Genomic DNA, 26,382 nt, shown 5'->3' with positions numbered 1-26,382 from the left:
GAAGCCGGGATGACAACAGTTGACCTGTCCGCTTATTCGGCAGCAGGCGGCTCTTCGTCGGTGTTGGTACCCAAAGGTGCAAACACGTTGTCCAGCGTAACCGGAGCAGACTCCTCGAAAGGATTCTCCTGGGCACGCACGGCAGCGCGTTCGGCACGTTCGCTTTCCTCTTTGGCTTTGCGAGCCAGGTGGAAAGACATACCGGTTCCGGCAGGAATCAGACGTCCCACGATCACGTTTTCTTTCAGACCGCGCAGATCATCACGTTTACCCATGATGGCCGCTTCGGTCAGCACCCTTGTGGTTTCCTGGAAGGAAGCCGCAGAGATGAACGAGTCGGTAGACAGCGATGCCTTGGTGATACCCAGCAGGATATTGTCGTAGGTCGCCGGAATCTTGTTATCGGCAACCACACGATCATTCTCGTTGAGCAACTCGGCACGTTCAACCTGTTCACCCGTGATGAACGAGGTATCGCCTGCATCCACGATGTTCACACGACGCAACATCTGACGCACGATCACTTCAATGTGCTTGTCATTGATCTTTACGCCCTGCAGACGGTACACGTCCTGAACTTCGTTGACGATGTAGATGGCCAGCTTCTCGATGCCCTGCAGACGCAGAATATCGTGAGGATCAGCCGGACCGTCCACAATCATCTCACCCTGGTTGACCACCTGGCCGTCATGTACCAGCACCTGTTTCTCTTTCGGAATCAGGAACTCATGCACCGTACCATCGGTCTCGGTAATGACCAGACGCTGTTTACCCTTGGTATCCTTACCAAACGACACAGTACCTGTGACATCTGCCAGCATACCGGCGTCTTTCGGTGAACGGGCCTCGAACAGCTCGGCCACGCGCGGCAGACCCCCGGTAATATCGCGGGTTTTCTGTGACTCTTGTGGAATACGAGCCAGAATCTCACCAATATTGACCTGCTGGCCGTCACGCACGGTAATCAGTGCACCAACCGGGAATGAAATATTCACGGAGTGGTCAGTACCGGCAATTTTCACCTCTTCACCTGCGTCATTGATCAGCTTGATCTGAGGACGCATCAGCGTTTTTCCGCCACGTGTTTTCGGTGTAATAACCACCAGCGTGGACAGACCGGTTACATCATCAACCTGTCTGGCAACGGTCTGACCCTCTTCGATATTCTCGAAGCGGACCTCACCCGAGTATTCGGACACGATCGGACGGGTCAGCGGATCCCATGAAGCCAGGCGTGTACCGGCTTTCACGGTATCGTTATCGCCCACCAGCACGGTTGCACCGTAAGGAATCTTGTGACGTTCACGTTCACGGTTGCTATCGTCGAAAATCACGATTTCACCGGAACGGGAAATGGCCACACGCTCGCCTTTCGCATTAGTCACATACCGCATGGAACCGGCAAAGCCCACCGTACCGGCAGACTTGGTTTCAACCGAAGAGGCCATGGCTGCACGTGAGGCCGCACCACCAATGTGGAACGTACGCATGGTCAGCTGGGTACCCGGTTCACCAATAGACTGGGCAGCAATAACACCCACGGCTTCACCGGTGTTGACCATATTGCCGCGACCCAGGTCACGGCCATAGCAGTGTGCGCAAAGCCCATGACGGGTTTCGCAGGTCAGCGGTGTGCGGATCTTGACTTCATCCACGCCAATGCGATCGATCAGCTCTACCGCATCTTCATCCAGCAGGGTGCCGGCGGCAATCGCCGTTTCCTGCGTATCGGGATTGACGATATCGGCAGCCGCCACACGACCCAGAATACGGTCATGCAACGGTTCAATGACCTCACCACCTTCAACCAGGGCTTTCATCAGATAGCCGTTGCTTGTGCCGCAATCGGTTTCAGTGATAACCAGATCCTGGGTCACGTCAACCAGACGACGAGTCAGGTAACCGGAGTTCGCTGTTTTCAGCGCAGTATCGGCCAGACCTTTACGCGCACCGTGGGTGGAGATGAAGTACTGCAGTACGTTCAGACCTTCACGGAAGTTGGCGGTAATGGGCGTTTCGATGATCGAGCCATCAGGCTTGGCCATCAGACCACGCATACCGGCCAGCTGACGAATCTGCGCTGCTGAACCACGGGCGCCGGAGTCGGCCATCATGTAAATGGAGTTGAACGATTCCTGGCGAGCATTTTCACCCAGACGGGTTACAACCGGCTCTGTCGCCAGTTGCTCCATCATGGCCTTGCCCACTTTGTCACCGGCCTTGCCCCAAATGTCGACCACGTTGTTATACCGTTCCTGCGAAGTCACCAGACCTGACGAATATTGCTTGTCGATCTCTTTAACTTCATTGCTGGCCTGCGTCAGAATTTCTTCCTTCACAGTCGGAATAACCATATCGCCCATGGCAATTGAAATACCACCACGGGTGGCCAGGCGGAAACCGGACTGCATCAGCTTGTCAGCAAAAATCACGGTATCGCGTAAACCACAACGACGGAAGGACTGGTTGATCAGGCGTGAAATTTCTTTCTTTTTCAGGGCACGGTTCAGCACGCTGAACGGAAGCCCGTTAGGCAGAATTTCCGACAGGATCGCACGGCCAACGGTCGTTTCAAAGCGGCGCAGTACAGGCTGCCATTCGCCCTGGTCGTCTTTCACGTATTCGTTCAGACGCACAGTCACGCGTGACTGCAGCTCAACTACACGGTTGTCATAGGCACGAATCAGCTCTGCCAGATCGGCAAAGAACAGACCTTCGCCCTTGCCGTTGATACGTTCACGAGTCGCGTAGTACAGACCCAGCACGATATCCTGGGAAGGCACAATGGAAGGCTCGCCGCTGGCAGGAAACAGGATGTTGTTGGAGGCCAGCATCAGGGTGCGGGCTTCCAGCTGTGCTTCAAGCGACAGAGGCACGTGGACTGCCATCTGGTCACCGTCAAAGTCGGCGTTAAAGGCTGCACACACCAGTGGGTGCAACTGAATCGCCTTACCTTCGATCAGGACCGGTTCGAATGCCTGAATACCCAGACGGTGCAGCGTAGGCGCACGGTTGAGCATGACAGGGTGTTCGCGAATGACCTCTTCCAGAATATCCCAGACCACAGGCTCGTGGGCTTCAACCAGTTTTTTCGCGGCCTTGATCGTGGTCGCCAGACCCATAATCTCAAGACGGTTGAAAATAAACGGCTTGAACAGTTCCAGCGCCATCAGCTTGGGCAGACCGCATTGGTGCAGTTTGAGCTGCGGGCCCACCACGATCACGGAACGACCAGAGTAGTCCACGCGTTTACCCAGCAGATTCTGACGGAACCGACCGCTTTTACCCTTGATCATATCGGCCAGAGACTTGAGCTGACGCTTGTTGGCGCCAGTCATGGCCTTGCCGCGACGACCGTTATCCAGCAGCGAGTCAACCGATTCCTGCAGCATCCGTTTTTCATTCCGCAGAATGATGTCAGGTGCCTTCAGTTCGATCAGACGCTTGAGCCGGTTATTACGGTTGATCACGCGACGGTACAGGTCATTCAGGTCTGAGGTCGCAAAGCGCCCGCCATCCAGTGGTACCAACGGACGCAAGTCCGGCGGCAGCACGGGCAGCACTTCCATGACCATCCAGTCCGGTTTGATACCGGATTTCTGGAAGCCTTCAATCACTTTCAGACGCTTGGAGATCTTTTTGATCTTGGCATCGGAGCTGGTGGCTTTCAGTTCGGCACGCAAAGACTCGGCTTCACGATCAATATCGATCGTGCGCAGCAGTTCCCGCACGGCTTCCGCACCCATCAGGGCCGTGAAGTCATCGCCGTACTCTTCGGTCTTGGCCAGGAAATCGTCGTCGGACATGATCTGACCGCGCTTGAGCGGTGTCATGCCAGGCTCGATCACGCACCATGCTTCAAAGTACAGTACGCGTTCGATATCGCGCAGGGTCATGTCCAGCACCATACCCAGACGGGATGGCAGGCTTTTCAGGAACCAGATGTGCGCAACCGGGCTGGCCAGTTCGATGTGACCCATGCGTTCACGACGCACTTTGGTCACCGTCACTTCAACGCCGCATTTTTCGCAGATCACGCCACGATGTTTCAGGCGCTTGTATTTACCGCAAAGACATTCGTAATCCTTGATCGGGCCAAAGATCTTGGCGCAGAACAAACCATCACGTTCCGGCTTGAATGTCCGATAGTTGATGGTTTCTGGCTTTTTGACTTCGCCATAGGACCATGAACGGATTTTTTCAGGAGAGGCAATCCCAATCTTGATGGCATCGAACTGCTCATCCGGGGAAATCTGTTTGAATAAACCTAGTAATCCCTTCATTCTTTACGCTCCAAATCCATGTCCAGTGACAGAGAACGAATCTCTTTCACCAGCACGTTGAACGACTCAGGCATACCTGCGTCGATGACGTGATCGCCCTTAACGATGTTCTCATACACTTTGGTACGGCCAGCAATGTCATCCGATTTAACGGTCAGCATTTCCTGCAGCGTATACGAAGCACCATAGGCCTCAAGTGCCCACACCTCCATCTCACCGAAGCGCTGGCCACCAAACTGGGCTTTACCACCCAATGGCTGCTGCGTAACGAGAGAGTAAGGACCAGTAGAACGTGCATGCATCTTGTCGTCGACCAGGTGATGCAGTTTCAGGTAATGCATGTAGCCGATAGTAACGGGACGCTCAAAGCGCTCGCCCGTACGACCGTCGAACAGGTAAGCCTGGGTGCGAGAGTCGGTCAGTTGCAGACGTTCTTTCACATCATCAGGATAGGCCAGCTCCAGCATACTGGTAATTTCGTCCTCGGTGGCGCCGTCAAATACCGGCGTTGCCAGCGGCACGCCGTTGCGCAGATTGCGTGCCATTTCGATGATCTCGTCATCGGTCAGGGTATCAATCTGTGCCTTGGCACCGGTGTTGTTGTACACCTTGTCCAGGTACTCGCGGATCTGTCCCACCTGAACCGAGCGCTCATCTTTCATGAGATCGGCAATCCGGTGGCCCACACCCTTGGCAGCCCAGCCCAGATGCACTTCAAGCACCTGACCCACGTTCATCCGTGATGGCACACCCAGCGGGTTCAACACGATGTCGGCAGGCGTACCGTCAGCCATATGAGGCATATCTTCCACAGGTGTAATACGCGATACCACGCCCTTGTTACCGTGACGGCCGGCCATTTTGTCACCTGGCTGCAGACGACGTTTCACGGCCAGATAGACCTTGATCATCTTGAGCACGCCCGGTGGCAGTTCATCGCCCTGAGTCAGTTTCTTGCGCTTCTCTTCGAAGGCCAGATCAAACTCGTGGCGTTTCTGCTCGACCGATTCCTTGGTCTGCTCCAGGGCCACTGCGGCGCCTTCGTCAGACAGACGGATATCGAACCAGTGCCAGCGCTCTACGCCATCCAGGTATTCTTCGGTAATGACCGATCCTTTTGGCAGACGGTTCGGGCCGCCGTTGACAGTCTTGCCCAGCAGCAGCTTGCGGATACGATCGAAGGTGTCGTTCTCAACAATACGCAGCTGGTCATTCAGATCCTGACGATAGCGGCTCAGCTCATCATTAATGATGGCCTCGGCACGCTTGTCGCGGGGAACGCCTTCACGGGTAAAGACCTGAACGTCGATCACAGTGCCGACCATGCCTGAGGGCACGCGCAGCGAAGTGTCTTTTACATCAGAGGCCTTTTCACCGAAAATCGCACGCAGCAGTTTTTCTTCCGGTGTCAGCTGGGTCTCGCCTTTTGGCGTGACTTTACCGACCAGTACGTCATCGGCGCGCACTTCCGCACCAATATGCACAATACCAGACTCGTCAAGACGGTTCAGCTGGGTTTCTGCCAGGTTGCTGATGTCGCGTGTGATTTCCTCGTTACCGAGTTTGGTATCACGGGCAACGACGGTCAGCTCTTCAATATGGATAGACGTATAACGGTCATCGGCCACGACTTTTTCGGAGATCAGGATCGAATCCTCGAAGTTGTAGCCGTTCCATGGCATGAACGCGATCAGCATGTTCTGACCCAGAGCCAGTTCGCCCAGATCGGTCGAGGCACCATCGGCCAGCACATCGCCACGGGCAACGTGATCACCACGTTTGACGATAGGACGCTGGTTGATGTTGGTGTTCTGGTTAGAACGCGTGTACTTGATCAGGTTGTAGATATCCACACCGACTTCACCGGCCTGGTTCTCGTCGTCATTGACACGGATCACCACGCGATCGGCGTCAACATGATCAACGATACCACCCCGTGTTGCCTGCACTGTCGTGCCCGAGTCAACCGCCACGGTACGTTCAATACCGGTACCAACCAGCGGTTTTTCAGGACGCAGACAAGGAACAGCCTGACGTTGCATGTTGGCGCCCATCAGCGCCCTGTTCGCATCGTCGTGTTCCAGGAACGGAATCAGCGAGGCCGCTACAGAAACGATCTGCGATGGCGCCACGTCCATGTAGTGCACGTTTTCAGGCGCAGTCAGCATGGTTTCACCGGCTTCACGGCAGGCGATCAGGTCATCCTGGAAGCGACCTTCTTCGTCCAGCACCGCGTTGGCCTGGGCGATCACATAGTTGCTTTCCTCAATGGCCGACAGATACTCGATCTGGTCACTGACCTTGCCATCGATAATCTTGCGGTACGGTGTTTCCAGGAAGCCGTAGTCATTCAGACGGGCATACAGCGCCATGGAGTTGATCAGACCGATGTTTGGACCCTCAGGCGTTTCGATCGGGCATACACGACCATAGTGCGTCGGATGCACGTCCCGCACCTCGAAGCCGGCGCGTTCACGCGTCAGACCACCTGGGCCCAATGCAGAAACACGACGCTTGTGGGTAATTTCAGACAGCGGATTGGTTTGGTCCATGAACTGCGACAACTGGCTTGAACCGAAGAACTCCTTGATGGCAGCCGAAATAGGCTTGGAGTTAATCAGATCGTGCGGCATCAGGTTATCGGCTTCAGCCTGACCCAGACGCTCTTTGACGGCACGCTCTACGCGCACCAGACCAGCACGGAACTGGTTCTCTGCCAGCTCGCCCACACAACGCACACGACGGTTACCCAGGTGATCGATATCGTCGATCACGCCCTGGCCGTTACGCAGTGCAACCAGCACCTTGATGGTTTCCAGAATGTCTTCGTCGGTCAGGGTCATCGGACCAGTGATATCGTCACCACGGCCCAGACGGCTGTTGACTTTCATCCGGCCCACGCGAGACAGATCGTAAGACTCTTCGCTATAGAACAGACGCTGGAACAATGCCTCGACCGCTTCTTCGGTCGGTGGCTCGCCAGGACGCATCATGCGGTAGATGGCTACGCGCGCAGCCATCTGGTCTGCCGTTTCATCGGTGCGCAGGGTCAGTGAAATAAACGCGCCACGATCCAGTTCATTGGTGAAAATGGTCTGGATTTCATGCACGTTCGCATCACGGATCTTGGTCAGCAAAGATTCGGTGATTTCATCATTGGCATTGGCGATCACTTCGCCGGTATCCGCACTGATCACATTCTTGGCCAGCACACGGCCCACCAGATAGTCTTCAGGCACGGAAATGCGCTCGATCTTGGAGTTAGCCAGTTCGCGCAGGTGCTTGCTGTTGATACGCTTGTCTTTTTCGACCAGCACCGTACCGTTCTTGTCGGTAATATCGAAACGGGCAACTTCACCCTTCCACCGCTCAGGCACCATCTGCATCAGCGCGCCTTCGGATTTGATATCAAAATGATCAAATTCGTAGAAGTGCGCCAGAATGGTTTCCGGTGTCAGGCCAATGGCCTTGAGCAGGATGGTCACGGGCATCTTGCGGCGACGGTCGATACGGAAGAACAGCACGTCCTTCGGATCGAACTCAAAGTCAAGCCAAGAGCCACGGTAAGGAATAACGCGGGCAGAAAACAACAATTTGCCCGAGCTGTGTGTTTTCCCACGATCGTGTTCAAAGAACACGCCGGGAGAACGATGCAGTTGTGATACGATTACACGCTCAGTACCGTTGATCACGAAAGAACCGGTGTCTGTCATCAGGGGAATTTCACCCATGTAGACTTCCTGTTCCTTGATCTCTTTGACGGTAGGTTTGCTGACTTCACGGTCCATCAGAACCAGTTTGACTTTAGCACGCAGTGGTGAGGCAAAGGTCAGTCCACGCAACTGACACTCTTTGACATCAAACACCGGCTCGCCCAGCATATAGCTGTCGAACTCCAGCCTCGCCATGCCGTTGTGGCTGACGATGGGGAAAATGGATTTAAACGCCGCTTGCAGACCTTCGTCTTTGCGCTGGCTTGAAGAAACCGACTGTTGCAGAAAAGTACGGTAGGAATGTAATTGTGTAGCTAACAGATAAGGTACGTCCTGGACATCTTCGCGTTTTGCGAAGCTTTTACGGATACGCTTTCGTTCTGTGTACGAGTAAGGCATGAGCACTCCGACTCGAGAGGGTTGTAAGAATTATGGGGTTGTCCATAATCCATGGGGTTTTACGACTCCACGAAAAACGCCTTCTTTCAATTTATTCTGCCGACAAGACAGTGAAAAGGTCGTCTTTCCTAGAAACGCAAAAACCCGGAGGTGGCTAAAGCCACTCCGGGTATCATCGTTAGATGATTACTTGAGTTCAGCTTTAGCGCCAGCGTCTTCAAGTTTTTTCTTCGCTTCTTCAGCTTCAGCTTTAGAAACGCCTTCTTTAACTGGTTTTGGTGCACCGTCAACCAGGTCTTTCGCTTCTTTCAGGCCAAGACCTGTCAGTTCGCGAACGGCTTTAATGACGTTTACTTTCTGAGCACCGGTTTCAGTCAGAACGACTGTGAACTCAGTTTGTTCAGCGGCAGCAGCAGCTTCGCCACCGGCTGCAGGAGCAGCAACAGCAACAGCGGCAGCAGCAGCTGACACGCCGAATTTTTCTTCCATTTCTTTGATCAGCTCAGACAGTTCCAGCACAGTCATGCCGGCGATAGCGTCGAGGATTTCTGCTTTGTTTAAAGCCATTTTAGAACTCCGAATAAATTTAAATAATTGCCAGGGTTTTGTATCGCTTAGTCTTTAAGAAAGAACCAACAGGTGCCTTAAGCGGCTTCCTTCTGATCGCGCACGGCAGCAAGGCCACGAACGAATTTGGTTGGAACTTCATTAAGCGTACGCACAAATTGTGTAACAGGTGCCTGCATAGTACCCAACAGTTTGGACAACAGCTCTTCGCGAGAAGGCATGGTGGCCAGGGCTTTAACGCCGTTGGAATCAAGGATGCTGCCTGGAAGGGCACCACCTTTGAGTACGATCTTGTCATTCGTTTTAGCGAATGTAGAAAGTACTTTTGATGCAGAAACAGGATCTTCACTGATTGCATAGATCAATGGACCAGTCAGTTGATCAGACAAGCCTTCGAAAGGCGTGCCATTGATCGCGCGACGGGCCAGCGTGTTCTTCAGAACACGCAGATAAACACCTGATTCACGTGCAGATTTGCGCAATACGGTGACAGAAGCAACGTCAATACCACGGTACTCAGCAACAATAATGGATTGTGCATTCGCTACTTGAGCGGATACTTCCTCGATTACTGCCGCTTTCTCATTACGATTGAGACTCACGGTTTGAACACTCCATCTAAAGACGCGGCTGGGAACAGTTCCCAATTGCGTCAACCATATGCGGCGTACCTCTGGTCGAGCTCTGCTAAGAATTCTTCCATGGGACGCCGTCTACGCAGGATCCGGAAAAACGTCTCCGGTTTTAAGCAGCCCGGGACATCACACAGTGATGATCAGGCCGCTCCAGCGGTCTTTGACAGCAATGCCTGATGCGCGATCAGGCACAGCCCAAAGTTCTGTTATCAGGCTGCCAGCGAGGCAACCTCGATTTTCGCTCCGCCACCCATTGTGGATGAAACGGCCAGCTTGCGCAGGTAAACGCCTTTTGACGTAGCCGGACGGGCTTTGTTCAGGGCGTCAACCAGAGCAGCCAGGTTTGACTGAAGCTTGTCGATGTCGAAAGATGCGCGACCGATCGTGGCGTGAATAATACCTGCCTTGTCGGTACGGTACTGAACCTGACCGGCCTTGGCATTTTTCACTGCAGTAGCGACGTCTGGCGTCACGGTACCGACTTTAGGGTTAGGCATCAGGCCGCGAGGGCCCAGGATCTGACCCAGGGTACCGACGATACGCATTGTGTCAGGAGACGCAATCACGATATCAAAGTTGAACTGGCCTGCCTTGATCTGGTCTGCCAGGTCTTCCATGCCAACGATATCGGCGCCGGCGGCCTTGGCGGCTTCGGCTTTCTCGCCCTGGGCAAATACTGCCACACGAACGGATTTACCTGTACCGGCAGGCAGCACAACGGAGCCGCGAACCAATTGGTCGGATTTCTTGGGATCAATACCCAGCTGAACGGCCACGTCGATAGACTCATCAAACTTGGCAGTGGCTGTTTCCTTGACCAGTGTCAGGGCTTCAGCAACAGGGTACAGCTTGTTACGATCGATTTTGGAAGCAATAGCTGCCGTGCGTTTAGATACTTTAGCCATTAGTTCACTCCTTCAACCGTAATACCCATACTGCGGGCACTGCCGGCAATCGTACGTACTGCTGCGTCAAGATCGGCAGCGGTCAGGTCAGGTTCTTTTGTTTTTGCGATTTCTTCAGCCTGAGCACGTGTCAATGTGCCAACTTTGTCCGTATGCGGACGTGCTGAACCTTTCTGGATACCGGCGGCTTTCTTGATCAGAATCGTGGCCGGTGGCGTTTTCATGATAAATGTGAAAGATTTATCAGCAAACGCGGTAATCACAACAGGAATTGGCAGACCAGGTTCCATGCCTTGGGTTTTGGCATTGAAGGCCTTGCAGAATTCCATGATATTCAGGCCGCGCTGACCCAGCGCAGGACCGATTGGGGGTGATGGGTTGGCTTTCCCTGCAGGTACCTGCAGTTTAATAAAGCCGACGATTTTCTTCGCCATGCTATGCTCCTTACGGGTTCAATCGCAGCTTGCGCTGCTCCCCGGGGTTAATGAAAAAGAACCGCTCAGGTCTTTTCGACCTGGCTGAAATCCAGCTCAACAGGGGTGGCACGACCAAAAATGGTCACATTGACACGCACCTTGCTTTTCTCGTAATTGACTTCTTCCACGTTGCCATTGAAATCGGCAAACGGACCTTCCTTGACGCGCAGCATTTCGCCCACTTCAAAGAGGATTTTCGGACGGGGCTTCTCAACGCCTTCTTCAATCTGAGACAGAATTTTTTCCACTTCTTTCTCAGAGATAGGCGCCGGACGATTGCCCGATCCACCCAGGAACCCGGTCACACGATTGGTGTTTTTGACCAGATGCCAGGTTTCGTCTGTCAGATCCATTTCAACCAGCACATAGCCAGGAAAGATCCGACGTTCAGTAATGGCTTTTTGCCCGCCACGCATTTCGATCACTTCCTCGGAAGGAACCAGAATGCGGCCAAAAGAGGTCTGCAGGCCGGCCCGCTCGATACGCTCGAGCAGGGCTTTATGAACACTTTTTTCCATGCCAGAAAAGACATGCACAACGTACCAACGTTTACTCATCGCCTGTCCTTTAATTCCAGCCTAAAAACACGCCGTAGATGATCCACTCAATCAATTTGTCAACAAGCCATAGGAAAATGGCCATGACAATGACAAAGGCAAATACGATTCCGGTCATTTGGATGGTTTCGGCACGTGTTGGCCAAACCACCCGCTTGAGCTCCGAATAGGCCCCGGTCGCAAAATCGACTGAACGGCGGCCTGACTCGCTGAACCAGAAAATCAAAGCAGCAACCACCAGACTACCGACAAACATGCCGACACGCGCATAGATATTCATATCGGAAAAATATGAATATGCAAAAATGCCAACGGCAATAATGACCACCGCCAGTACGATCTTATACTTGTCTGACGGTGTTGTTACGGTTTCTACACTGCTATTTGACATGTTAAATTGAGCTGTTTACAGCCCCACAAATGGGTGGCAGGGGCAGTAGGAATCGAACCTACAACCTTCGGTTTTGGAGACCGACGCTCTGCCAATTGAGCTATACCCCTGTAAACCTGTCTTCTGCGCGGTTCAGAAGCGGAGGGTAGTGCATATATAACTATACACTACCCAGGCACCGCGTTGTACTGCAATGGCGATTACTGCAATTACTTCGTGATTTTAGCAACCACGCCGGCGCCGACAGTACGGCCACCTTCGCGAATCGCGAAGCGCAGACCTTCTTCCATGGCGATCGGTGCAATCAGCTCTACGTCCATTGATACGTTATCGCCGGGCAGAACCATTTCTTTGTCTTCTGGCAGCTTGATCGTACCGGTTACGTCCGTTGTACGGAAGTAAAACTGGGGACGATAGCCCTGGAAGAATGGTGTGTGACGACCACCTTCGTCTTTAGACAGAATATACACCTCGGCTGCAAAGCCGGTGTGCGGTTTGATTGAACCGGGCTTGGCCAGAACCTGACCACGCTCAACGTCTTCACGCTTGGTGCCGCGCAGCAAAATACCCACGTTATCGCCCGCACGACCTTCGTCCAGCAGCTTGCGGAACATTTCCACGCCCGTGCAAGTGGTTTTGACAGTGTCTTTGATACCGACGATTTCAATCTCTTCGCCAACTTTGACGATACCGCGCTCGATACGACCTGTAACAACCGTACCACGACCGGAAATAGAGAACACGTCTTCTACTGGCATCAGGAATGTGCCGTCAATCGCACGCTCTGGTGTAGGAATATACGTATCCAGTGCGTTGGCCAGTGCCATAATGGCTTGCTTGCCCAGCGGACCTTCGTCGCCTTCGAGCGCCAGTTTGGCTGAACCCTTGATGATCGGTGTGTCGTCGCCCGGGAAGTCGTATTTGGACAGCAGCTCGCGCACTTCCATTTCGACCAGTTCCAGCAACTCTTCATCGTCAACCATGTCCGCTTTGTTCAGGAACACAACGATGTAAGGCACGCCAACCTGACGCGACAGCAAAATGTGCTCACGTGTCTGAGGCATCGGGCCGTCAGCGGCCGAACATACCAGGATCGCGCCGTCCATCTGCGCCGCACCCGTGATCATGTTTTTAACATAGTCGGCGTGGCCTGGGCAGTCTACGTGCGCGTAGTGACGCGCTTCGGTTTCGTACTCTACGTGTGCCGTGTTGATCGTGATACCACGCGCTTTTTCTTCAGGCGCCGCGTCAATCTGGTCGTAGCCTTTGGCTTCGCCGCCAAACGCTTTGGACAATACCGTTGTAATCGCCGCTGTCAGCGTTGTTTTGCCATGGTCAACGTGACCAATCGTACCTACGTTTACGTGTGGTTTGGTACGTTCAAACTTACCTTTTGCCATTACCGACTCCTGAAGATTGGGGCTGGATAAATAATTAAAACGCTTGTGGTGCCCATGGCGGGAATCGGACCCGCGACCTCTCCCTTACCAAGGGAGTGCTCTGCCACTGAGCCACATGGGCAAATTCTTTCTAACAACTTGTCCCGGCCATATAAAAACTAACGTACATATGGCCTAAACAATAGGAAACCGGTGCGGGATGGAGCGGGTGAAGGGAATCGAACCCTCATCATCAGCTTGGAAGGCTGTTGCACTACCATTGTGCTACACCCGCAGGATCCTGAAACGTTCCTGCATTCGCAATTTGTTATTGTTGAGGCGGTACTATTCGTATCCCAGTATCACCACTGTTACAGCAGGAGGGTGACTAGTTGCGGCAGATGTAAATCTGGGCAAATCACTCACTCCGGCAGCCAATGACTAACAAAAGCCTTCACAAAGAACAAATTCGGCTGGTGGTGGAGGTTGGATTCGAACCAACGTAGGCGTAAGCCAACAGATTTACAGTCTGCCCCCTTTAGCCGCTCGGGCACTCCACCAAGAGAACTACGGATTATGTAGTACTTGAGATTAGCTGTCAAGTACTAATTATGGCCAAAACGATGATTAACCCGATTTACTGCAATTTTTTACCGAACTGTCGGAAAATTGCCGCAAATCCGGCCATCAAATCGCCGTCTTCAACTTTCCAGAATATTGTTCAATCCCTGCTTTTCCAGCAGCGAGTTCAGATGCTCCCAGCCATGAAAGTCAATCATTAGCTGGCCCTTGTCCTTGCTGCCCATTTTCAGGCTGACGCGGGTACCCAGGTGGTCCGACAGGGCCTCTTCGAGGCGCTCGACATCCCGATTCACTGCTTTGGGCTTGGACTGCGCCTTGCTCTGCCCTGCGCTGTTAACGAGTCTCTCGGTCTCACGCACGGACAGTTGGCGAGCCACAACCTGGTTGGCCAGAATGATCTGAGTTGCCGAATCCACGGCCAGCAGGGCCCGCGCATGACCCATGTCGAGCTGGCCCTGCAGCAGGAAGTTCTGGACCGGCTGGGCCAGATTCAACAGACGCAGCAGGTTGCTGGTCAGCGAGCGGGAACGGCCAATTGCCTGGGCCGCCTGCTCATGGGTGAACTGAAAATCGTCAATCAGCCGTTTTACCCCCTGGGCTTCTTCAAGCGGGTTCAGGTCTTCGCGCTGAATATTCTCGATCAGCGCCATGACTGCCGCATTCTCGTCGGCTACTTCGCGCACCAGCACCGGCACTTCGGCAAGGCCGGCCAGTTTGGCGGCCCGAAAGCGCCGCTCGCCGGCGATAATTTCGTATTTTTCCGGCTGGTCTCCGGCAATCGGGCGAATCAGGATAGGCTGCATGATGCCCTGGCTGCGTATCGATTCGGCCAGTTCGTTTAACGCCGTCTCGTCCATTTGCGTCCGGGGCTGGTACTTACCGGCACGAATCTGGTTCAACGGCACGCTTGAGGGCAGCTCAGGGCCTTTTTTCTCGTCACGGGACAGGTCCTCGATGACATTGATATCATTGCCCAATAGCGCTGACAATCCGCGGCCCAGGCCCTTGGCCTTCTTTACCGCTGCTGGGGCAGCCCTGGATACCGATTTTGCAGTCGTTTTTGCAGCCGATTTTGCGGGCGTTTTGGTAGTGCTTTTGGCTGCGGTTTTGCCGGCCGTTTTCGATGACGCTGTTGCCATGATTTCCTCTATTATTCCTTATCCATTGCTTTGACGCGCTTGATGACTTCGAGCCCGAATTCCCGATAGGCCTTGGCGCCGCGCGACGACTTATCGTACAGGACGCCGGGTACGCCATGACTGGGCGCTTCGGCCAGCCGCACATTGCGCGGGACGACAGCTTTGAACACATTGTCGCCAAAGTGTTCCATGAGCTGTTCCGATACCTGCTGCTGCAATGTCACGCGAGAATCATACATCACGCGCAGTAGCCAGATCATTTTCAGATCCGGGTTAATGTTCTTATGCACCCGCTTGATGGTGTTGACCAGGTCCGAGAGCCCCTCCAGCGCAAAATACTCGCACTGCATCGGAATGATGACGCCATTTGAACATGCCAGCCCGTTCAGGGTCAGCAGTGACAGCGTAGGCGGACAATCGATCAGAACGTAATCATAATCGCCAGCGACCTGGGCAATCGCATTTTTCAGCTGATGCTCGCGGTTCTCTAGCTCAAACAGATCGAAGTCTGCACCCGACAGTTCGCGGTTGCCGGGCAAGACATCGTAGCCGCCAGTTTCCGAGCGTACACGTACATCAGCGATACTGGCTTCGCCTATCAGCACCTGATAAATGTTTAAGCTTAAACTATTTTTATCAATGCCGCTGCCCATGGTTGCATTGCCTTGCGGATCCAGATCCACCAGCAACACCCGCTTTTTGTGTAACGCCAGACTGGCAGCCAGATTAATTGCCGTCGTCGTTTTACCTACCCCTCCCTTCTGGTTTGCAATACAGAATACGCGAGGTGATTTTATTTCATTTGTCATATTTTCCTACTTGCTGCAACCATACAAGACAACGCTCAGCATCCAGTTCCGGCACGTTCAGTTTCTGAACCTGCCCAACCGACCACGCGCCCTTTTCTTCCAGCTGTGACACTTCTTCCGGTGCCAACCGCCCTTTCATTGCGACCAGGTGCCCGTCGCGACCCACATGCATACCCGACCAGTCACTGAAATCGACCAATGAGGCAAACGCGCGCGAAATAACCAGGTCGGCGCCAGCCGGCGGCTTTCGTTCAATACGAATATGTTCGGATACCAGATTGGGGAGCTTAAGTACGCCCGCGGCCTGTCTGATAAACGCCGTTTTCTTTTCAACGGCATCTACGCAGCATACCAGCCAGTCAGGTCTCATTATAGCCATGACTGCCCCTGGCAGACCACCACCAGAACCCACATCCAGTACAGAAATTTTACGCCCTGGGGCAAACTTGTCACTCAGGGGACCAATCACAGACAAGCTATCAAAAACATGCTGAATCAGCACCTTATCCGGATCCCTTAACGCAGTCAGGTTATACACTTTATTCCAACGTAACAGCTGATCCTGATAATCTATCAACTGCTGAATCTGCATATCGGTAATGGACAGATCCAGATTGACGGCCGCACCTGCAATGCGGTCGTGCCGCCCTGCTCTCTCATGCTCGTTCATACCCACCTGCTCATTCTTCAACGGCCACGGGCGCTGTTTTGCGCAGCGTTTTGGTCGACAGCTGCAAACGTTTCAAATGAATCAACAGGATGGAAATAGCAGCCGGAGTTACTCCTGAAATCCTGCGCGCCTGACCTACGGTCTCGGGGCGTGCGTCCTTCAGTTTCTGCCGCACTTCAAATGACAGACTGGCCACTGTTTCGTAGTCCAGGTCTGCCGGAATTTTCTGTTCTTCAAGATGGCTCTGACGTGTAACTTCTTCTTGCTGACGGGCAATATAACCGGCGTATTTCACCTGTATTTCGACCTGCTCTTTGACCGCGTCAGACAAAACATCTGCAGGTGCCAGCACGGTACCATCTTCAGTGGCCGCATTCGTCAGGGTGTTATAAGTTACGGCTGGGCGTTTCAACAAATCTGCAAGCGAGTAATCCCGTTCCAGCTGTGTACCAAGCAGCTTCTCGGATAGATCTGCGTTAAATGTCCTGGGTGATACGCGAGTACCCGTAAGTCTGGAAACTTCCCGTTGAACCGCATCACGCTTATTACTAAAGAAATCCCAACGTGCATCGTCAACCAGCCCTAACTGCCGCCCTATTTCCGTCAAACGAAAATCTGCATTGTCTTCACGCAGGCTTAACCTATATTCTGCCCGTGAGGTAAACATCCGGTACGGCTCGGTTACGCCTCGCGTCACCAAATCGTCTACCAGCACCCCCAGATAAGCCTCGTCGCGTTTCGGCGTCCACGAATCAAGCCCTTTTGCCAGCCGGGACGCATTAAGCCCGGCAAGCAAGCCTTGTGCCGCAGCCTCTTCATAACCGGTAGTGCCATTTATCTGCCCTGCGAAGAACAGACCAGAAATCACTTTCGTTTCAAGACTGCGTTTGAGTCCACGTGGATCGAAATAGTCATATTCGATGGCATAGCCAGGGCGCAGCACGTGTGCGTGCTCCAGGCCTGGCAGGGTGTGAATCAGTTCCAGCTGCACATCAAAGGGCAAACTGGTGGAAATTCCATTGGGATAAATTTCATTCGTAAGCAGACCCTCTGGCTCCAGGAATATCTGATGAGAGTCTTTATCGGCAAAGCGGTTTATTTTATCCTCAATAGACGGGCAATATCTCGGCCCTATTCCGTCGATCACGCCGGTATACATGGGTGAACGATCCAACCCATTGCGGATAATATCGTGCGTTCGGGTATTGGTGTGCGTAATCCAGCAAGACACCTGGCGTGGATGCATCTGTACCGACCCCATATAGGAAAATACCGGCATAGGATCTGTATCGCCAGGCTGCTCTTCCAACTTACTGAAATCAATACTACGGGCATCGATACGTGGTGGCGTGCCAGTCTTAAGCCGTCCTTGTGGCAGATTCATTTCCTTAAGCCGTTGTCCAAGACTGATTGCAGGGGGATCTCCCGCTCTGCCCGCAGAATAATTATTCAAACCCACGTGAATCAAACCATTCAGAAAGGTTCCAGCAGTCAGGACAACCGTTTTCGAACGAAACACTACCCCAATTTGGGTTTTGGCGCCAACTACCCTATCCCCCTCCAGAACAAGATCATCTACTGCTTGTTGAAACAGCCACAAATTCTGCTGATTTTCCAATCGGGAACGAATAGCCTGCTTATAGAGCAGTCGATCTGCTTGTACACGCGTCGCTCTTACCGCCGGGCCTTTCGAACTATTCAGAATTCTGAACTGAATTCCCGCCTCATCCGCAGCAATAGCCATTGCGCCACCCAGCGCGTCAATCTCTTTTACCAAATGCCCCTTCCCTATTCCGCCAATAGAAGGATTGCAGGACATTTGCCCCAAGGTTTCAATATTATGGGTCAACAAGAGGGTTTTGGATCCGGATCGCGCAGCAGCAAGCGCCGCTTCAGTACCGGCGTGACCTCCACCAACAACAATGACGTCAAATTCGTCTGGGTAGTTCATTTTGTTCTTTCAATCGAAGGAAATAGAGAAATGTTCCACGTGGAACATTAAAAGGCGTTTTATGGAAATGCTATTTTAAACGCAATAGCACATAAAAGATATTATCTAAATTGTTCCACGTGGAACAATTGTGGATAAGTATGTTGATAACACGGTGAATATGCTGTGAATATATAGGTATTGTTTGTGTATAAGATCATCAACATTCAGGCATAATAAGAATTATAGCCCTGTTGATAAAATTAATACAGTAAGAGACGCAAAAAGTGAATACAAGCATTTCATCCAAACTTCCCACTGTTGGAACCACAATTTTTACCGTTATGACCAAAATGGCGGCCGATTTCAAGGCAATAAACCTTGGTCAAGGCTTTCCGGACTTCGATCCTGATCCAAAACTCATTGATCTGGTTAGCCAGGCAATGAAAACAGGCCACAATCAATATCCCTATATGCCTGGTGACCAGCTGTTGCGCAGCAACATCGCAAAAAAGGTCGCAACACTGTATGGCCACCAATATGACGAAAATACCGAGGTGACTGTTACCAGTGGTGCAACTGAAGCGCTAATGGCTGCAATTCTTGCAGTGGTCAATTCTGGAGATGAAGTTATCATCCTGGAGCCAAGTTACGATTCCTACGTACCGGCAATTCGTCTTGCAGGTGGAATCCCGGTTTTTGTACCACTTGTGGCGCCTGGGGATGAACACAGCAGTTATTCAGTGAATTGGGACAGGGTAGGGGAGGCCATAACCCCAAAAACCAGATTGATAATACTGAATTTCCCCCATAACCCTACTGGGATCACCCTGGCTGCAAGCGATCTGGATGCGTTAGAAACGATTGTTGCTGACACAAAGGTGCTTTTGTTGGCAGACGAAGTTTATGAACATATCGTTTTTGACGACAAACCGTTTCTAAGTCTAAGCAGTCGTCCCTCTTTGGCAGCACGAACCTTTCATATTTCATCATTTGGCAAAACCTATCACACAACCGGCTGGAAAATAGGGTACTGCTGCGCGCCTGCACCTATGACTGCTGAATTAAGAAAAGTGCATCAGTTTATGGTGTTTACCGTGAGCTCTCCAATGCAGGTCGCACTGGGTGTTTATACAGCAGACCCCTCAACCTATCTTACATTGCCTGCTTTCTATCAGGAAAAACACGATTTTCTCTATGAAGAACTGAAAAACACTCGGTTTAAACCGATACGTAGTCAGGGCACCTTTTTTCTTCTGGCAGATTATTCAGAGATATCTCAGGACAATGAACTTGCTTTCGCAAAGTGGTTGACTCAGGAAAAGAAAGTGACCTTGATACCAGTGTCTGCTTTTTACCGAAATCCTGATGATGTTGAATCAAACCATAATCTGGTTCGTTTTTGTTTTGCAAAAAAACAAGAGACCTTGATGCAGGCCATTTCGGTGCTTAAGCACCTCTAGTTATTAAACTGTTTGAATATATAAAAGATTAAGAGATAGATACTCTGTGGATATGTTGAAACGGATGAATTTGCGCGCAGATTCATGTACTTAGCGGGAAATTTGGCTGGTGAATACCTGACTTTTGTCCGGTGTATAAAAATGAACAACTTTGGCACTCGGCAGTTTCCCGCTATTTATCAAGTTTTGATACAGAAGTTATTCACAGAGCTTCGCCCAGAGCTTATCCACAGGGCAGAATCGAATAAAAACACGGTTTTGGATGCTTTTTAGCCGGCTTTTTGTTCGCATTTTGGCGGTCTGCTCGATATAAATAGGGGAGTTTTCCCTGAAAATGTTGCGGCAGGGTAGGGTTTCACTGTGCCGTTGGGGCAGGGATATCGGTTGAACGTAAAGACCTTTTGAACATAATTTGCTTTGTTTGAGGGGCGGATAGGGGAAGTCTGCCTGGGGAAGGCCGGATCGGAGGGCAGGATAGGTAGTCTGATAGTGTCAGTGATGAAGCGGGGGAGGTTTTCTATATCCCAGACGGGGTATAGGGCAGGTGCCTGTCGTTGCCAGCTGGCGTATGCCGATAGCTATCCCAAAGAAGGAAATTAGCTGGCTGATGGATCCACGTAGCGCGCTATTTGAGACAAAAAGCGGGTTTGTTTGTGTGAAAAGAGGGCGGATTAAAGAGGTTGTGTGCTGCCGGCAAATCTGGCAAATGCTTAACTCACTGCCAGAGCACAAAAACGTGAAGCCTTGCAGGGCCAGAGAAAACTACGTTTATGCCGTTATTCTTACAGCTATTGAAGCTGGCTGGAGCGTCTCTTCATTTCAGCTAGCGACCCAAAGAACGTTGATGCATGACGAGTCTATTTGTCTTTAGGCAGCTAATTACGGTTTCCCGATAGCTTCAATCACGTTGTTCACAATTCCTGCTTATAATTCGAGATGGTTCAGCGGTGGTGCATATTGTGCCGGGTTGCCGTAATGTCCAGGGCCCTACAGATGGGACCATCCCCGTTTTTAATCAGGCGATAGAGGAGCAAACATGGCCTACGATAGTCAGAATATTTTCGCGAAAATTCTCCGGACAGAGGCGCCGTCCTTCAAAATCTATGAAGACGACAAGACGTATGCCATGATGGATATCATGCCGCAAACGAGAGGACACTTGCTTATTCTGACCAAGGAACCGGCTGAAACGCTACTCGATTTGTCAGTGGAGGGCGCTCAGGCATGTGTGGCCACTGCAAAAAAAATCGCGCCAGCGCTGCTGGAAGTGACCAAAGCTGACGGCTTTATCTTGTCACAGTTCAATAACGAGATCGCCGGACAAACCGTTTACCACGTGCATTTTCACCTGGTTCCCAGGTATATTGGGCAAACAGTGGAGCGTCATGGTCGTGTAAAAGGGGATATGGACGAGATTGCGGCGCTAGCCCAGCAAATCGCTGCGGCCATAAAATAATTTGCCGGCCCCGCCATTCAATTGAACAGGAGGGGCTATGCTTGCCGGGCCATGGCAATGAACGTGGGTAGAACTTATTATAAGATCGCGTCATTGGCCCTGTGAAATCAGCCTCATAAGACCTGTAGACCTCAAAATGTCATAAGTTTTTGCTATTACAACAACCACTCAATAGGCAGTATCGATAGGAACCAGACGATGCCACGTTTAAACAGGCTGGTCTCGGGTTCAGAGTCGTGGCGGATCAGTTTACCGTCACGGCGCTCTATCCAATATACGTCACCCGCTTCAGACAGACGAACTTCGTACGACGTTTTGGCGATCTCTTTATCAAAGTAGTTTTCGATCTGTATTGCCAGGTTGGGGCTCTCAATGACAAAGCCCATTTCGGTATTAAGATGGGTTGATCGAGGGTCGAAGTTGAACGATCCGACAAATACCCGCTTATGGTCAACCGCAAATGTTTTTGCGTGAAGGCTGGATCCCGAACTGCCAAAAGGCCCAGCGCTGTCATTACGTTTGTCTGTGAAGGATATGCGTCGCAGCTCATAGAGCTTGATCCCTGCGGCCAGCAGATCTTCACGCCGTTTGGCGTAGCCGGCATGGACGGCGGAAACGTCCGTGGCATCCAGTGAATTGGTCAAAATCCGCAGTTTGACACCGTCCCGGGCCATTTTTGTAAATACCTCCACGCCGGCGGCTGTAGGTACAAAGTATGGGGATATCAGATCAACGTTACGGGTGGGGCGCCCGAGAATGTCAGCCAGTTGATAGGTCAGTAAGCCGTTTGACTTTGCCTTGCCCAGGCCTTTGGCAGGGTCATCGCTGACCATCCTGATATCGGCCCACTCGAAACGGAGGTCGCCCTTTAGCATCTTCGAGATAAACGGCGAGGTTCTGATCGCTTGCGTATATTGGGCGGCAGCCTGAGACTTTATCAGGCTTTCGGCCCGGGCTTTGAGCTGGGGCAAGATTGTTGCATCGACCTTTGGCAAGATCAAGTCGACAGGATAAGACGACTTGCTTTCCCAGTAACGATCAAAATCGGTGGAAACGTCGCGTGCAGCCTTGCCGATAGCCAGAACATCCAGATCGGCAAACAAAACGGATTCACCCGCCCCGAAATATTCGTCACCCACATTGCGTCCGCCAATAATGGTTGCCTGGTTGTCTGCAGTAAAAGATTTGTTGTGCATGCGGCGATTGGCACGCATAAAGTCAGTAACGAAGCCAATGGATTTGGGCCAGCGTACAATGAACGGATTGAACAGCCGAATCTCGATATTCGGATGGTTATTCAGGGCTGCAAGCGCTTCATCCAGACCAGCCGTACCGTTGTCGTCGAGCAGAAGGCGGACGCGAACGCCTCTGTCGGCCGCTGTGCGCAGTTCTTCAAGAAGCAGGGTGCCTGTGATATCGTCATGCCAGATGTAGTACTGCACATCCAGCGATTTTTGCGCGGCGCGTGCAATTAGCGAGCGTGCGGCGAACGCTTCATGGGCGTCTGCCAGTGCGTATATACCGCTTTTGCCGGGATGTGCCCGGACCAGGGGCAATATGGCCTGTCCTAATGTCGTATCACTGGTCTGGGCTTCGTTCAATGCCTTGCTGCTTGTTCGATCATCCAGGGAAGGCAAGGAGCAGCCTGCCAGCAGGCAGGCGAGTATGCAAAGTAGAAAAGGTCTGAGCAATGAAAAAATGCTGTTCATATGGGACGACACCGGGCAGTTGATAGCGTACTTTAAGTTAGGCAGTATATTTGGGCACAATATGTTCGGCTCGCTGGGCCTGGTGCTCCAGGAGCAGGAGGTTTTCCGTCAGTGTATCCGCCTTGCGTGTGGTCTGGTTGTTCTTGACGCATCTGGTTCTGACAATGTTGGATATGTAGCCAAGACGCGCCAAGGCGCGGGACGACGTGTTTGGATTTTTCCATAATATTTCAATTGAAATATTATGGAATTGCCCGCGCAGTTGCCAAGCCTGTTTCCTGAAGGAACAAACGAATGAACAGCAGCAATGATGAATGAAAAAACGAACAGGTGGGTGCAGGAACGATTAAGTCGATTTAACACCTGGCACCTGTTCTCCCGGGCTTTTCTGTTGCGTCTACGGCTTTATGTTACCGCTCTGCGCTGGCTTCGCTGGTGATTTACTATCAGGTACTACAACGGACTTGCGCCGGCGTTTGGACCTCACCCGGTTTTTCCGTTCCTTGTGTACAGTAATCCCTTCGCCAGCCTTGGGATCCAGTTTATAAAACCAGTAGGCGGCGACAATGGACAGGAGCCCGATTACCCAGAACCCAGTATGGATATCGCCAATTGAAACTTGACTGGCACCTCTCAGTTGCATGCTCAGATCCAGCGTAACGGTGGCAATACCCATGCCCAGGCTAATGCCGATCTGTTGCGCGGTGGCAGAAAACGAGCTTGCCTGACTCATTTGTTCCGGTTCGATATCTGCGAAGGCAAGGCTGTTTACACCGGTGAACTGCAATGAGCGGAAAAAGCCGCCTATCAAAAGCACGGTGCCCATAAGCAGTACCGGCGTACTCTCGATGAAAAATGCATTTGCGATTGTCATTAACCCGGTAAGCGTGCCATTTATTAAAAGCACCTTGCGAAAGCCCCACCGACCGAATACCGCTGTCGCGATGAATTTCATCATCAGCGATCCGATGGCCATCGAAAAGGTGATCATGCCGCTGGCCAGCGCGGAGTAGCCAAACCCGACCTGGAACAAAAGGGTGAGCAGAAAGGGCATCGCGCCAACCGACAGCCGTGTCATGTTGCCGCCAATTACCGCAGCCGAAAAAGTGGGGAGTTTGAGAAGAGACAGATCGATAATGGGTTCCGGATGGCGCCTGGCATGGCGTATGTACAGCAGTGTGCACACCAACCCAGTAGTAAGCAGCAACAGCGGATACGCATATCCATGGGTATGGTTGCCGATGGCTTCAATGCCGATAACAAACGTGGCCATACCCACGCCGCTGAGCAGGAAACCGAGCCAGTCCAGCCGGGGTTTTTTCTCGCTGCGATACTCAAGCACGTACCTGAGTACAAGTGCAATGCCGATGATGGCGATTGGAATATTGATGAGAAATATCCAGTGCCAGGAGGCATAGGTCACCAGGAAGCCACCCAGCGGCGGGCCCAGAATCGGGCCAAGCAGCGCGGGGATCGACAGAAATGATGTCGCTCTCAGGATCTGGTTACGCGGTATCGTACGCAGCATGATAATACGACCTACCGGTACCATCATTGCACCTGCAATACCCTGAATAAACCGGGATACAGTCAGAGAAGTCAGATCCCAAGACAATGCACAGGTTAGCGAAGTTAGCGCAAACAGGCTGATTGCAAAGAGAAACAGGCGTTTTGCCCCGAACCGGTCGGCAGCCCAGCCGCAGATCGGAACAAACATCGCTACCGCCAGCAAATAAGAGGTAATGGCCACGTTCATGCGAACCGGGGTCGACTGCAGCGATACCGCCATCATGGGAAGGGCAGTAGCCACCACGGTTGCGTCGAGCATTTGCATGAACAACGCGCAGCCAACTATAAATGGTATTAATTTGACAGCAATATCTTGCTGGACGGGAGCGCGGCTTTTCATGTGAGTTGATATTTTTTTGAAAGTAACCGATACAACGGCCCTGTAACGAGTAACACAAATACCATTCGTGATACATGGAAGGCCGTCACAACGGGCGGGCCCAATTGCAGCACTTTTGCTGTGATGGTCATTTCTGCGATGCCACCCGGGCTATTTGCCAGATACAGCGTTGCCAGCGGAATATCGGAAATCAATGTCAGCAAGGCGCAAAAAACCAGCGCCAGGCACAGGGATCCAACGCAAACCAGCGCCACCACGCCCAGGTATTTTGGTGCGCGCCTGAAGAAGTCTGGCCCGAATTTGTCACCAAGCGACCAGCCGATGAACATCTGCCCGGCGTGTTGAACTTCCGGGGGAATGACAGACAGCTCAATATGGTTGCTTGTTAACACAGTCATGATAAACAGTGGACCAAGCACCCAGGGGTTGGGAATACGCAGTTTGCCAAATGCAAAACTGAATGCACACGTAATGGCGACCATTTGAAAAAAGCCGCTGTAGGAAAATGGGATCGCGGCCGTTGTGTTCACGGTCAGGCCGTGCAACCCAAGAAATTTATACACAAATGGAATGGTCACCACGACAAGTAATACACGCAGACTATGGGCGGAGGCCACTCTGTCTATCCGTGCATTATTGCGCTCGGCAAGATTGGCCATTTCGCTGGCGCCGCCGATAGCCGAAGCGAACCAGGCAGTTTTGAAATCCACCTCGCCCCAGCGGCGCAGGGCTAAAGCGCCCGCGCTGCCCAGAAACAGGGCGAACAGCATGCCCAGCACAATAGCAACTGTGTTATCCAGAACAATGTGCAGGACTTCCTCGGTGAAATACAGGCCCAGGGAGGTGCCGATCACCCACTGGCCCATACTTCGGAAGGCCACATGCGATTGTGTGCGTGCGCCGCGTAACTTGCTTATCGCGGTGACAAGCAGTGGCCCGATCATCCACGGCAGAGGCAGATGCAGCCAGTTCGCCAGCAAAGCACCAGCAAGTGCGAACAGAAACCCGGCTAAATAGCGCTGCATCATATTCCGAAGATAATTGACATACTTTAAGCGTTCATTGTACGTTTTCAAATGAAAAAATGCGAAGGAAAACTGTTTATATTTGAAAAGTCTTATATAAGACTGCGCCATAACGTCGTTTTTTTCACGCCATGAATGCAACTGCCCGAAACAGGATCGGTCGGGTTCAATGAATATGCCCAGTAAATACATCTGAAGTGGGCGCTCAATGAACATGCCAAATGAATACATCACCGGCAGGTTGATCCGCTGCGCCGCAGCGACCCCGGAACCCTTCGTGCTATTTGAAGATATCGGGCGTCCCAGGACGATCAGATGCCTGCGGGCTACAACGTGGCTTGCGGTGCAGTCCCGATCAATCTCCTGGCAGCCTCAATTCCGGTAG

General features: G+C 52.1%; 18 protein-coding genes and 4 tRNA genes. 2 read left to right on the top strand and 20 right to left on the bottom strand.

Going from position 1 to position 26,382, the window contains the following annotated elements; all coding sequences use genetic code 11:
- Nucleotides 1-32 precede the first annotated feature (32 nt).
- The 17 genes from rpoC to mnmG all read right to left on the bottom strand — a co-directional run bounded on the left by rpoC (nucleotide 33) and on the right by mnmG (nucleotide 18,456).
- A complete protein-coding gene (gene rpoC, locus EV681_RS11560) occupies nucleotides 33-4,283 on the bottom strand; it encodes a DNA-directed RNA polymerase subunit beta' (RefSeq protein WP_128393320.1) in 4,251 nt (1,416 codons plus the stop codon).
- Nucleotides 4,280-8,395 (bottom strand): DNA-directed RNA polymerase subunit beta, encoded by a 4,116-nt coding sequence (rpoB, locus tag EV681_RS11555; protein WP_128393321.1) that lies wholly within the window; start codon nucleotides 8,393-8,395, stop codon nucleotides 4,280-4,282. Before rpoB ends, rpoC begins: the two co-directional genes overlap by 4 nt.
- Nucleotides 8,396-8,581: 186 nt before the next feature.
- The gene (gene rplL / locus EV681_RS11550) at nucleotides 8,582-8,962 is read right to left on the bottom strand and encodes a 50S ribosomal protein L7/L12 (protein WP_014752663.1); all 381 of its coding nucleotides are present in this window, start codon (nucleotides 8,960-8,962) and stop codon (nucleotides 8,582-8,584) included.
- A 77-nt stretch (nucleotides 8,963-9,039) separates the two neighbouring features.
- Nucleotides 9,040-9,564: a 50S ribosomal protein L10 gene (rplJ, locus tag EV681_RS11545; RefSeq protein ID WP_128393322.1), complete on the bottom strand. Its 525-nt coding sequence runs from the start codon at nucleotides 9,562-9,564 to the stop codon at nucleotides 9,040-9,042.
- Nucleotides 9,565-9,806: 242 nt separating this feature from the next.
- Entirely contained in the window at nucleotides 9,807-10,502 is a 696-nt protein-coding gene (gene rplA / locus EV681_RS11540) for a 50S ribosomal protein L1 (RefSeq protein ID WP_128393323.1), read from the bottom strand.
- Entirely contained in the window at nucleotides 10,502-10,936 is a 435-nt protein-coding gene (rplK, locus tag EV681_RS11535) for a 50S ribosomal protein L11 (protein WP_014752666.1), read from the bottom strand. The genes rplA and rplK overlap by 1 nt, the downstream gene beginning before the upstream one ends.
- Nucleotides 10,937-11,001: 65 nt before the next feature.
- Entirely contained in the window at nucleotides 11,002-11,535 is a 534-nt protein-coding gene (gene nusG, locus EV681_RS11530; RefSeq protein WP_014752667.1) for a transcription termination/antitermination protein NusG, read from the bottom strand.
- A 10-nt stretch (nucleotides 11,536-11,545) separates the two neighbouring features.
- Complete coding sequence (gene secE / locus EV681_RS11525; RefSeq protein WP_128393324.1) at nucleotides 11,546-11,926, bottom strand: preprotein translocase subunit SecE; 381 nt, start codon at nucleotides 11,924-11,926, stop codon at nucleotides 11,546-11,548.
- A gap of 34 nt (nucleotides 11,927-11,960) precedes the next feature.
- Nucleotides 11,961-12,036 (bottom strand) — tRNA-Trp (locus tag EV681_RS11520).
- Between the two features lie 99 nt (nucleotides 12,037-12,135).
- Nucleotides 12,136-13,326 (bottom strand): elongation factor Tu, encoded by a 1,191-nt coding sequence (gene tuf, locus EV681_RS11515; RefSeq protein WP_128393272.1) that lies wholly within the window; start codon nucleotides 13,324-13,326, stop codon nucleotides 12,136-12,138.
- A gap of 46 nt (nucleotides 13,327-13,372) precedes the next feature.
- Nucleotides 13,373-13,447 (bottom strand) — tRNA-Thr (locus EV681_RS11510).
- Nucleotides 13,448-13,526: 79 nt separating this feature from the next.
- A tRNA-Gly gene (locus EV681_RS11505) sits at nucleotides 13,527-13,600 on the bottom strand.
- 179 nt (nucleotides 13,601-13,779) lie between these two features.
- A tRNA-Tyr gene (locus EV681_RS11500) sits at nucleotides 13,780-13,865 on the bottom strand.
- Between the two features lie 141 nt (nucleotides 13,866-14,006).
- Complete coding sequence (locus tag EV681_RS11495; RefSeq protein WP_128393325.1) at nucleotides 14,007-15,026, bottom strand: ParB/RepB/Spo0J family partition protein; 1,020 nt, start codon at nucleotides 15,024-15,026, stop codon at nucleotides 14,007-14,009.
- A gap of 11 nt (nucleotides 15,027-15,037) precedes the next feature.
- Entirely contained in the window at nucleotides 15,038-15,835 is a 798-nt protein-coding gene (locus EV681_RS11490) for a ParA family protein (RefSeq protein WP_128393326.1), read from the bottom strand.
- Nucleotides 15,825-16,505 (bottom strand): 16S rRNA (guanine(527)-N(7))-methyltransferase RsmG, encoded by a 681-nt coding sequence (rsmG, locus tag EV681_RS11485; RefSeq protein WP_130304104.1) that lies wholly within the window; start codon nucleotides 16,503-16,505, stop codon nucleotides 15,825-15,827. The genes EV681_RS11490 and rsmG overlap by 11 nt, the downstream gene beginning before the upstream one ends.
- Nucleotides 16,506-16,515: 10 nt before the next feature.
- Nucleotides 16,516-18,456 (bottom strand): tRNA uridine-5-carboxymethylaminomethyl(34) synthesis enzyme MnmG, encoded by a 1,941-nt coding sequence (gene mnmG, locus EV681_RS11480; protein WP_128393328.1) that lies wholly within the window; start codon nucleotides 18,454-18,456, stop codon nucleotides 16,516-16,518.
- A 266-nt stretch (nucleotides 18,457-18,722) separates the two neighbouring features.
- Here mnmG and EV681_RS11475 point away from each other — a divergent pair, with 266 nt between their 5' ends.
- The gene (locus tag EV681_RS11475) at nucleotides 18,723-19,898 is read left to right on the top strand and encodes a methionine aminotransferase (RefSeq protein ID WP_165393039.1); all 1,176 of its coding nucleotides are present in this window, start codon (nucleotides 18,723-18,725) and stop codon (nucleotides 19,896-19,898) included.
- A 1,036-nt stretch (nucleotides 19,899-20,934) separates the two neighbouring features.
- A complete protein-coding gene (locus tag EV681_RS11470; RefSeq protein ID WP_130304103.1) occupies nucleotides 20,935-21,354 on the top strand; it encodes an HIT family protein in 420 nt (139 codons plus the stop codon).
- Nucleotides 21,355-21,509: 155 nt separating this feature from the next.
- Here the strand turns inward: EV681_RS11470 and EV681_RS11465 are convergent, their stop codons facing one another.
- From EV681_RS11465 to EV681_RS11455, 3 genes are all read right to left on the bottom strand, one after another.
- Nucleotides 21,510-23,063: a phospholipase D family protein gene (locus tag EV681_RS11465; RefSeq protein WP_130304102.1), complete on the bottom strand. Its 1,554-nt coding sequence runs from the start codon at nucleotides 23,061-23,063 to the stop codon at nucleotides 21,510-21,512.
- 397 nt (nucleotides 23,064-23,460) lie between these two features.
- Nucleotides 23,461-24,972 carry a DHA2 family efflux MFS transporter permease subunit gene (locus EV681_RS11460; RefSeq protein ID WP_128393331.1) on the bottom strand — a complete coding sequence of 504 codons (1,512 nt, stop codon included), beginning with the start codon at nucleotides 24,970-24,972 and terminating at the stop codon, nucleotides 23,461-23,463.
- Complete coding sequence (locus EV681_RS11455) at nucleotides 24,969-25,997, bottom strand: AbrB family transcriptional regulator (protein ID WP_128393332.1); 1,029 nt, start codon at nucleotides 25,995-25,997, stop codon at nucleotides 24,969-24,971. The genes EV681_RS11460 and EV681_RS11455 overlap by 4 nt, the downstream gene beginning before the upstream one ends.
- Between the last annotated feature and the right edge of the window lie 385 nt (nucleotides 25,998-26,382).

The sequence above is a fragment of the Advenella incenata genome (assembly GCF_004217095.1).
Lineage (GTDB): Bacteria > Pseudomonadota > Gammaproteobacteria > Burkholderiales > Burkholderiaceae_B > Advenella > Advenella incenata.
Note: the sequence above shows the minus strand (reverse complement) of the source record. Positions and strands in the feature narration are given on the sequence as shown.

Bases quoted from the DNA above. Each gene is read 5' to 3' on its own strand.
- rpoC (WP_128393320.1), bottom strand. From the start codon at position 4,283: ATGAAGGGATTACTAGGTTTATTCAAACAGATTTCCCCGGATGAGCAG.
- rpoB (WP_128393321.1), bottom strand. From the start codon at position 8,395: ATGCCTTACTCGTACACAGAACGAAAGCGTATCCGTAAAAGCTTCGCA.
- rplL (WP_014752663.1), bottom strand. From the start codon at position 8,962: ATGGCTTTAAACAAAGCAGAAATCCTCGACGCTATCGCCGGCATGACT.
- rplA (WP_128393323.1), bottom strand. From the start codon at position 10,502: ATGGCTAAAGTATCTAAACGCACGGCAGCTATTGCTTCCAAAATCGAT.
- rplK (WP_014752666.1), bottom strand. From the start codon at position 10,936: ATGGCGAAGAAAATCGTCGGCTTTATTAAACTGCAGGTACCTGCAGGG.
- nusG (WP_014752667.1), bottom strand. From the start codon at position 11,535: ATGAGTAAACGTTGGTACGTTGTGCATGTCTTTTCTGGCATGGAAAAA.
- secE (WP_128393324.1), bottom strand. From the start codon at position 11,926: ATGTCAAATAGCAGTGTAGAAACCGTAACAACACCGTCAGACAAGTAT.
- tuf (WP_128393272.1), bottom strand. From the start codon at position 13,326: ATGGCAAAAGGTAAGTTTGAACGTACCAAACCACACGTAAACGTAGGT.
- EV681_RS11495 (WP_128393325.1), bottom strand. From the start codon at position 15,026: ATGGCAACAGCGTCATCGAAAACGGCCGGCAAAACCGCAGCCAAAAGC.
- EV681_RS11490 (WP_128393326.1), bottom strand. From the start codon at position 15,835: ATGACAAATGAAATAAAATCACCTCGCGTATTCTGTATTGCAAACCAG.
- rsmG (WP_130304104.1), bottom strand. From the start codon at position 16,505: ATGAACGAGCATGAGAGAGCAGGGCGGCACGACCGCATTGCAGGTGCG.
- mnmG (WP_128393328.1), bottom strand. From the start codon at position 18,456: ATGAACTACCCAGACGAATTTGACGTCATTGTTGTTGGTGGAGGTCAC.
- EV681_RS11470 (WP_130304103.1), top strand. From the start codon at position 20,935: ATGGCCTACGATAGTCAGAATATTTTCGCGAAAATTCTCCGGACAGAG.
- EV681_RS11465 (WP_130304102.1), bottom strand. From the start codon at position 23,063: ATGAACAGCATTTTTTCATTGCTCAGACCTTTTCTACTTTGCATACTC.
- EV681_RS11460 (WP_128393331.1), bottom strand. From the start codon at position 24,972: ATGAAAAGCCGCGCTCCCGTCCAGCAAGATATTGCTGTCAAATTAATA.
- EV681_RS11455 (WP_128393332.1), bottom strand. From the start codon at position 25,997: ATGCAGCGCTATTTAGCCGGGTTTCTGTTCGCACTTGCTGGTGCTTTG.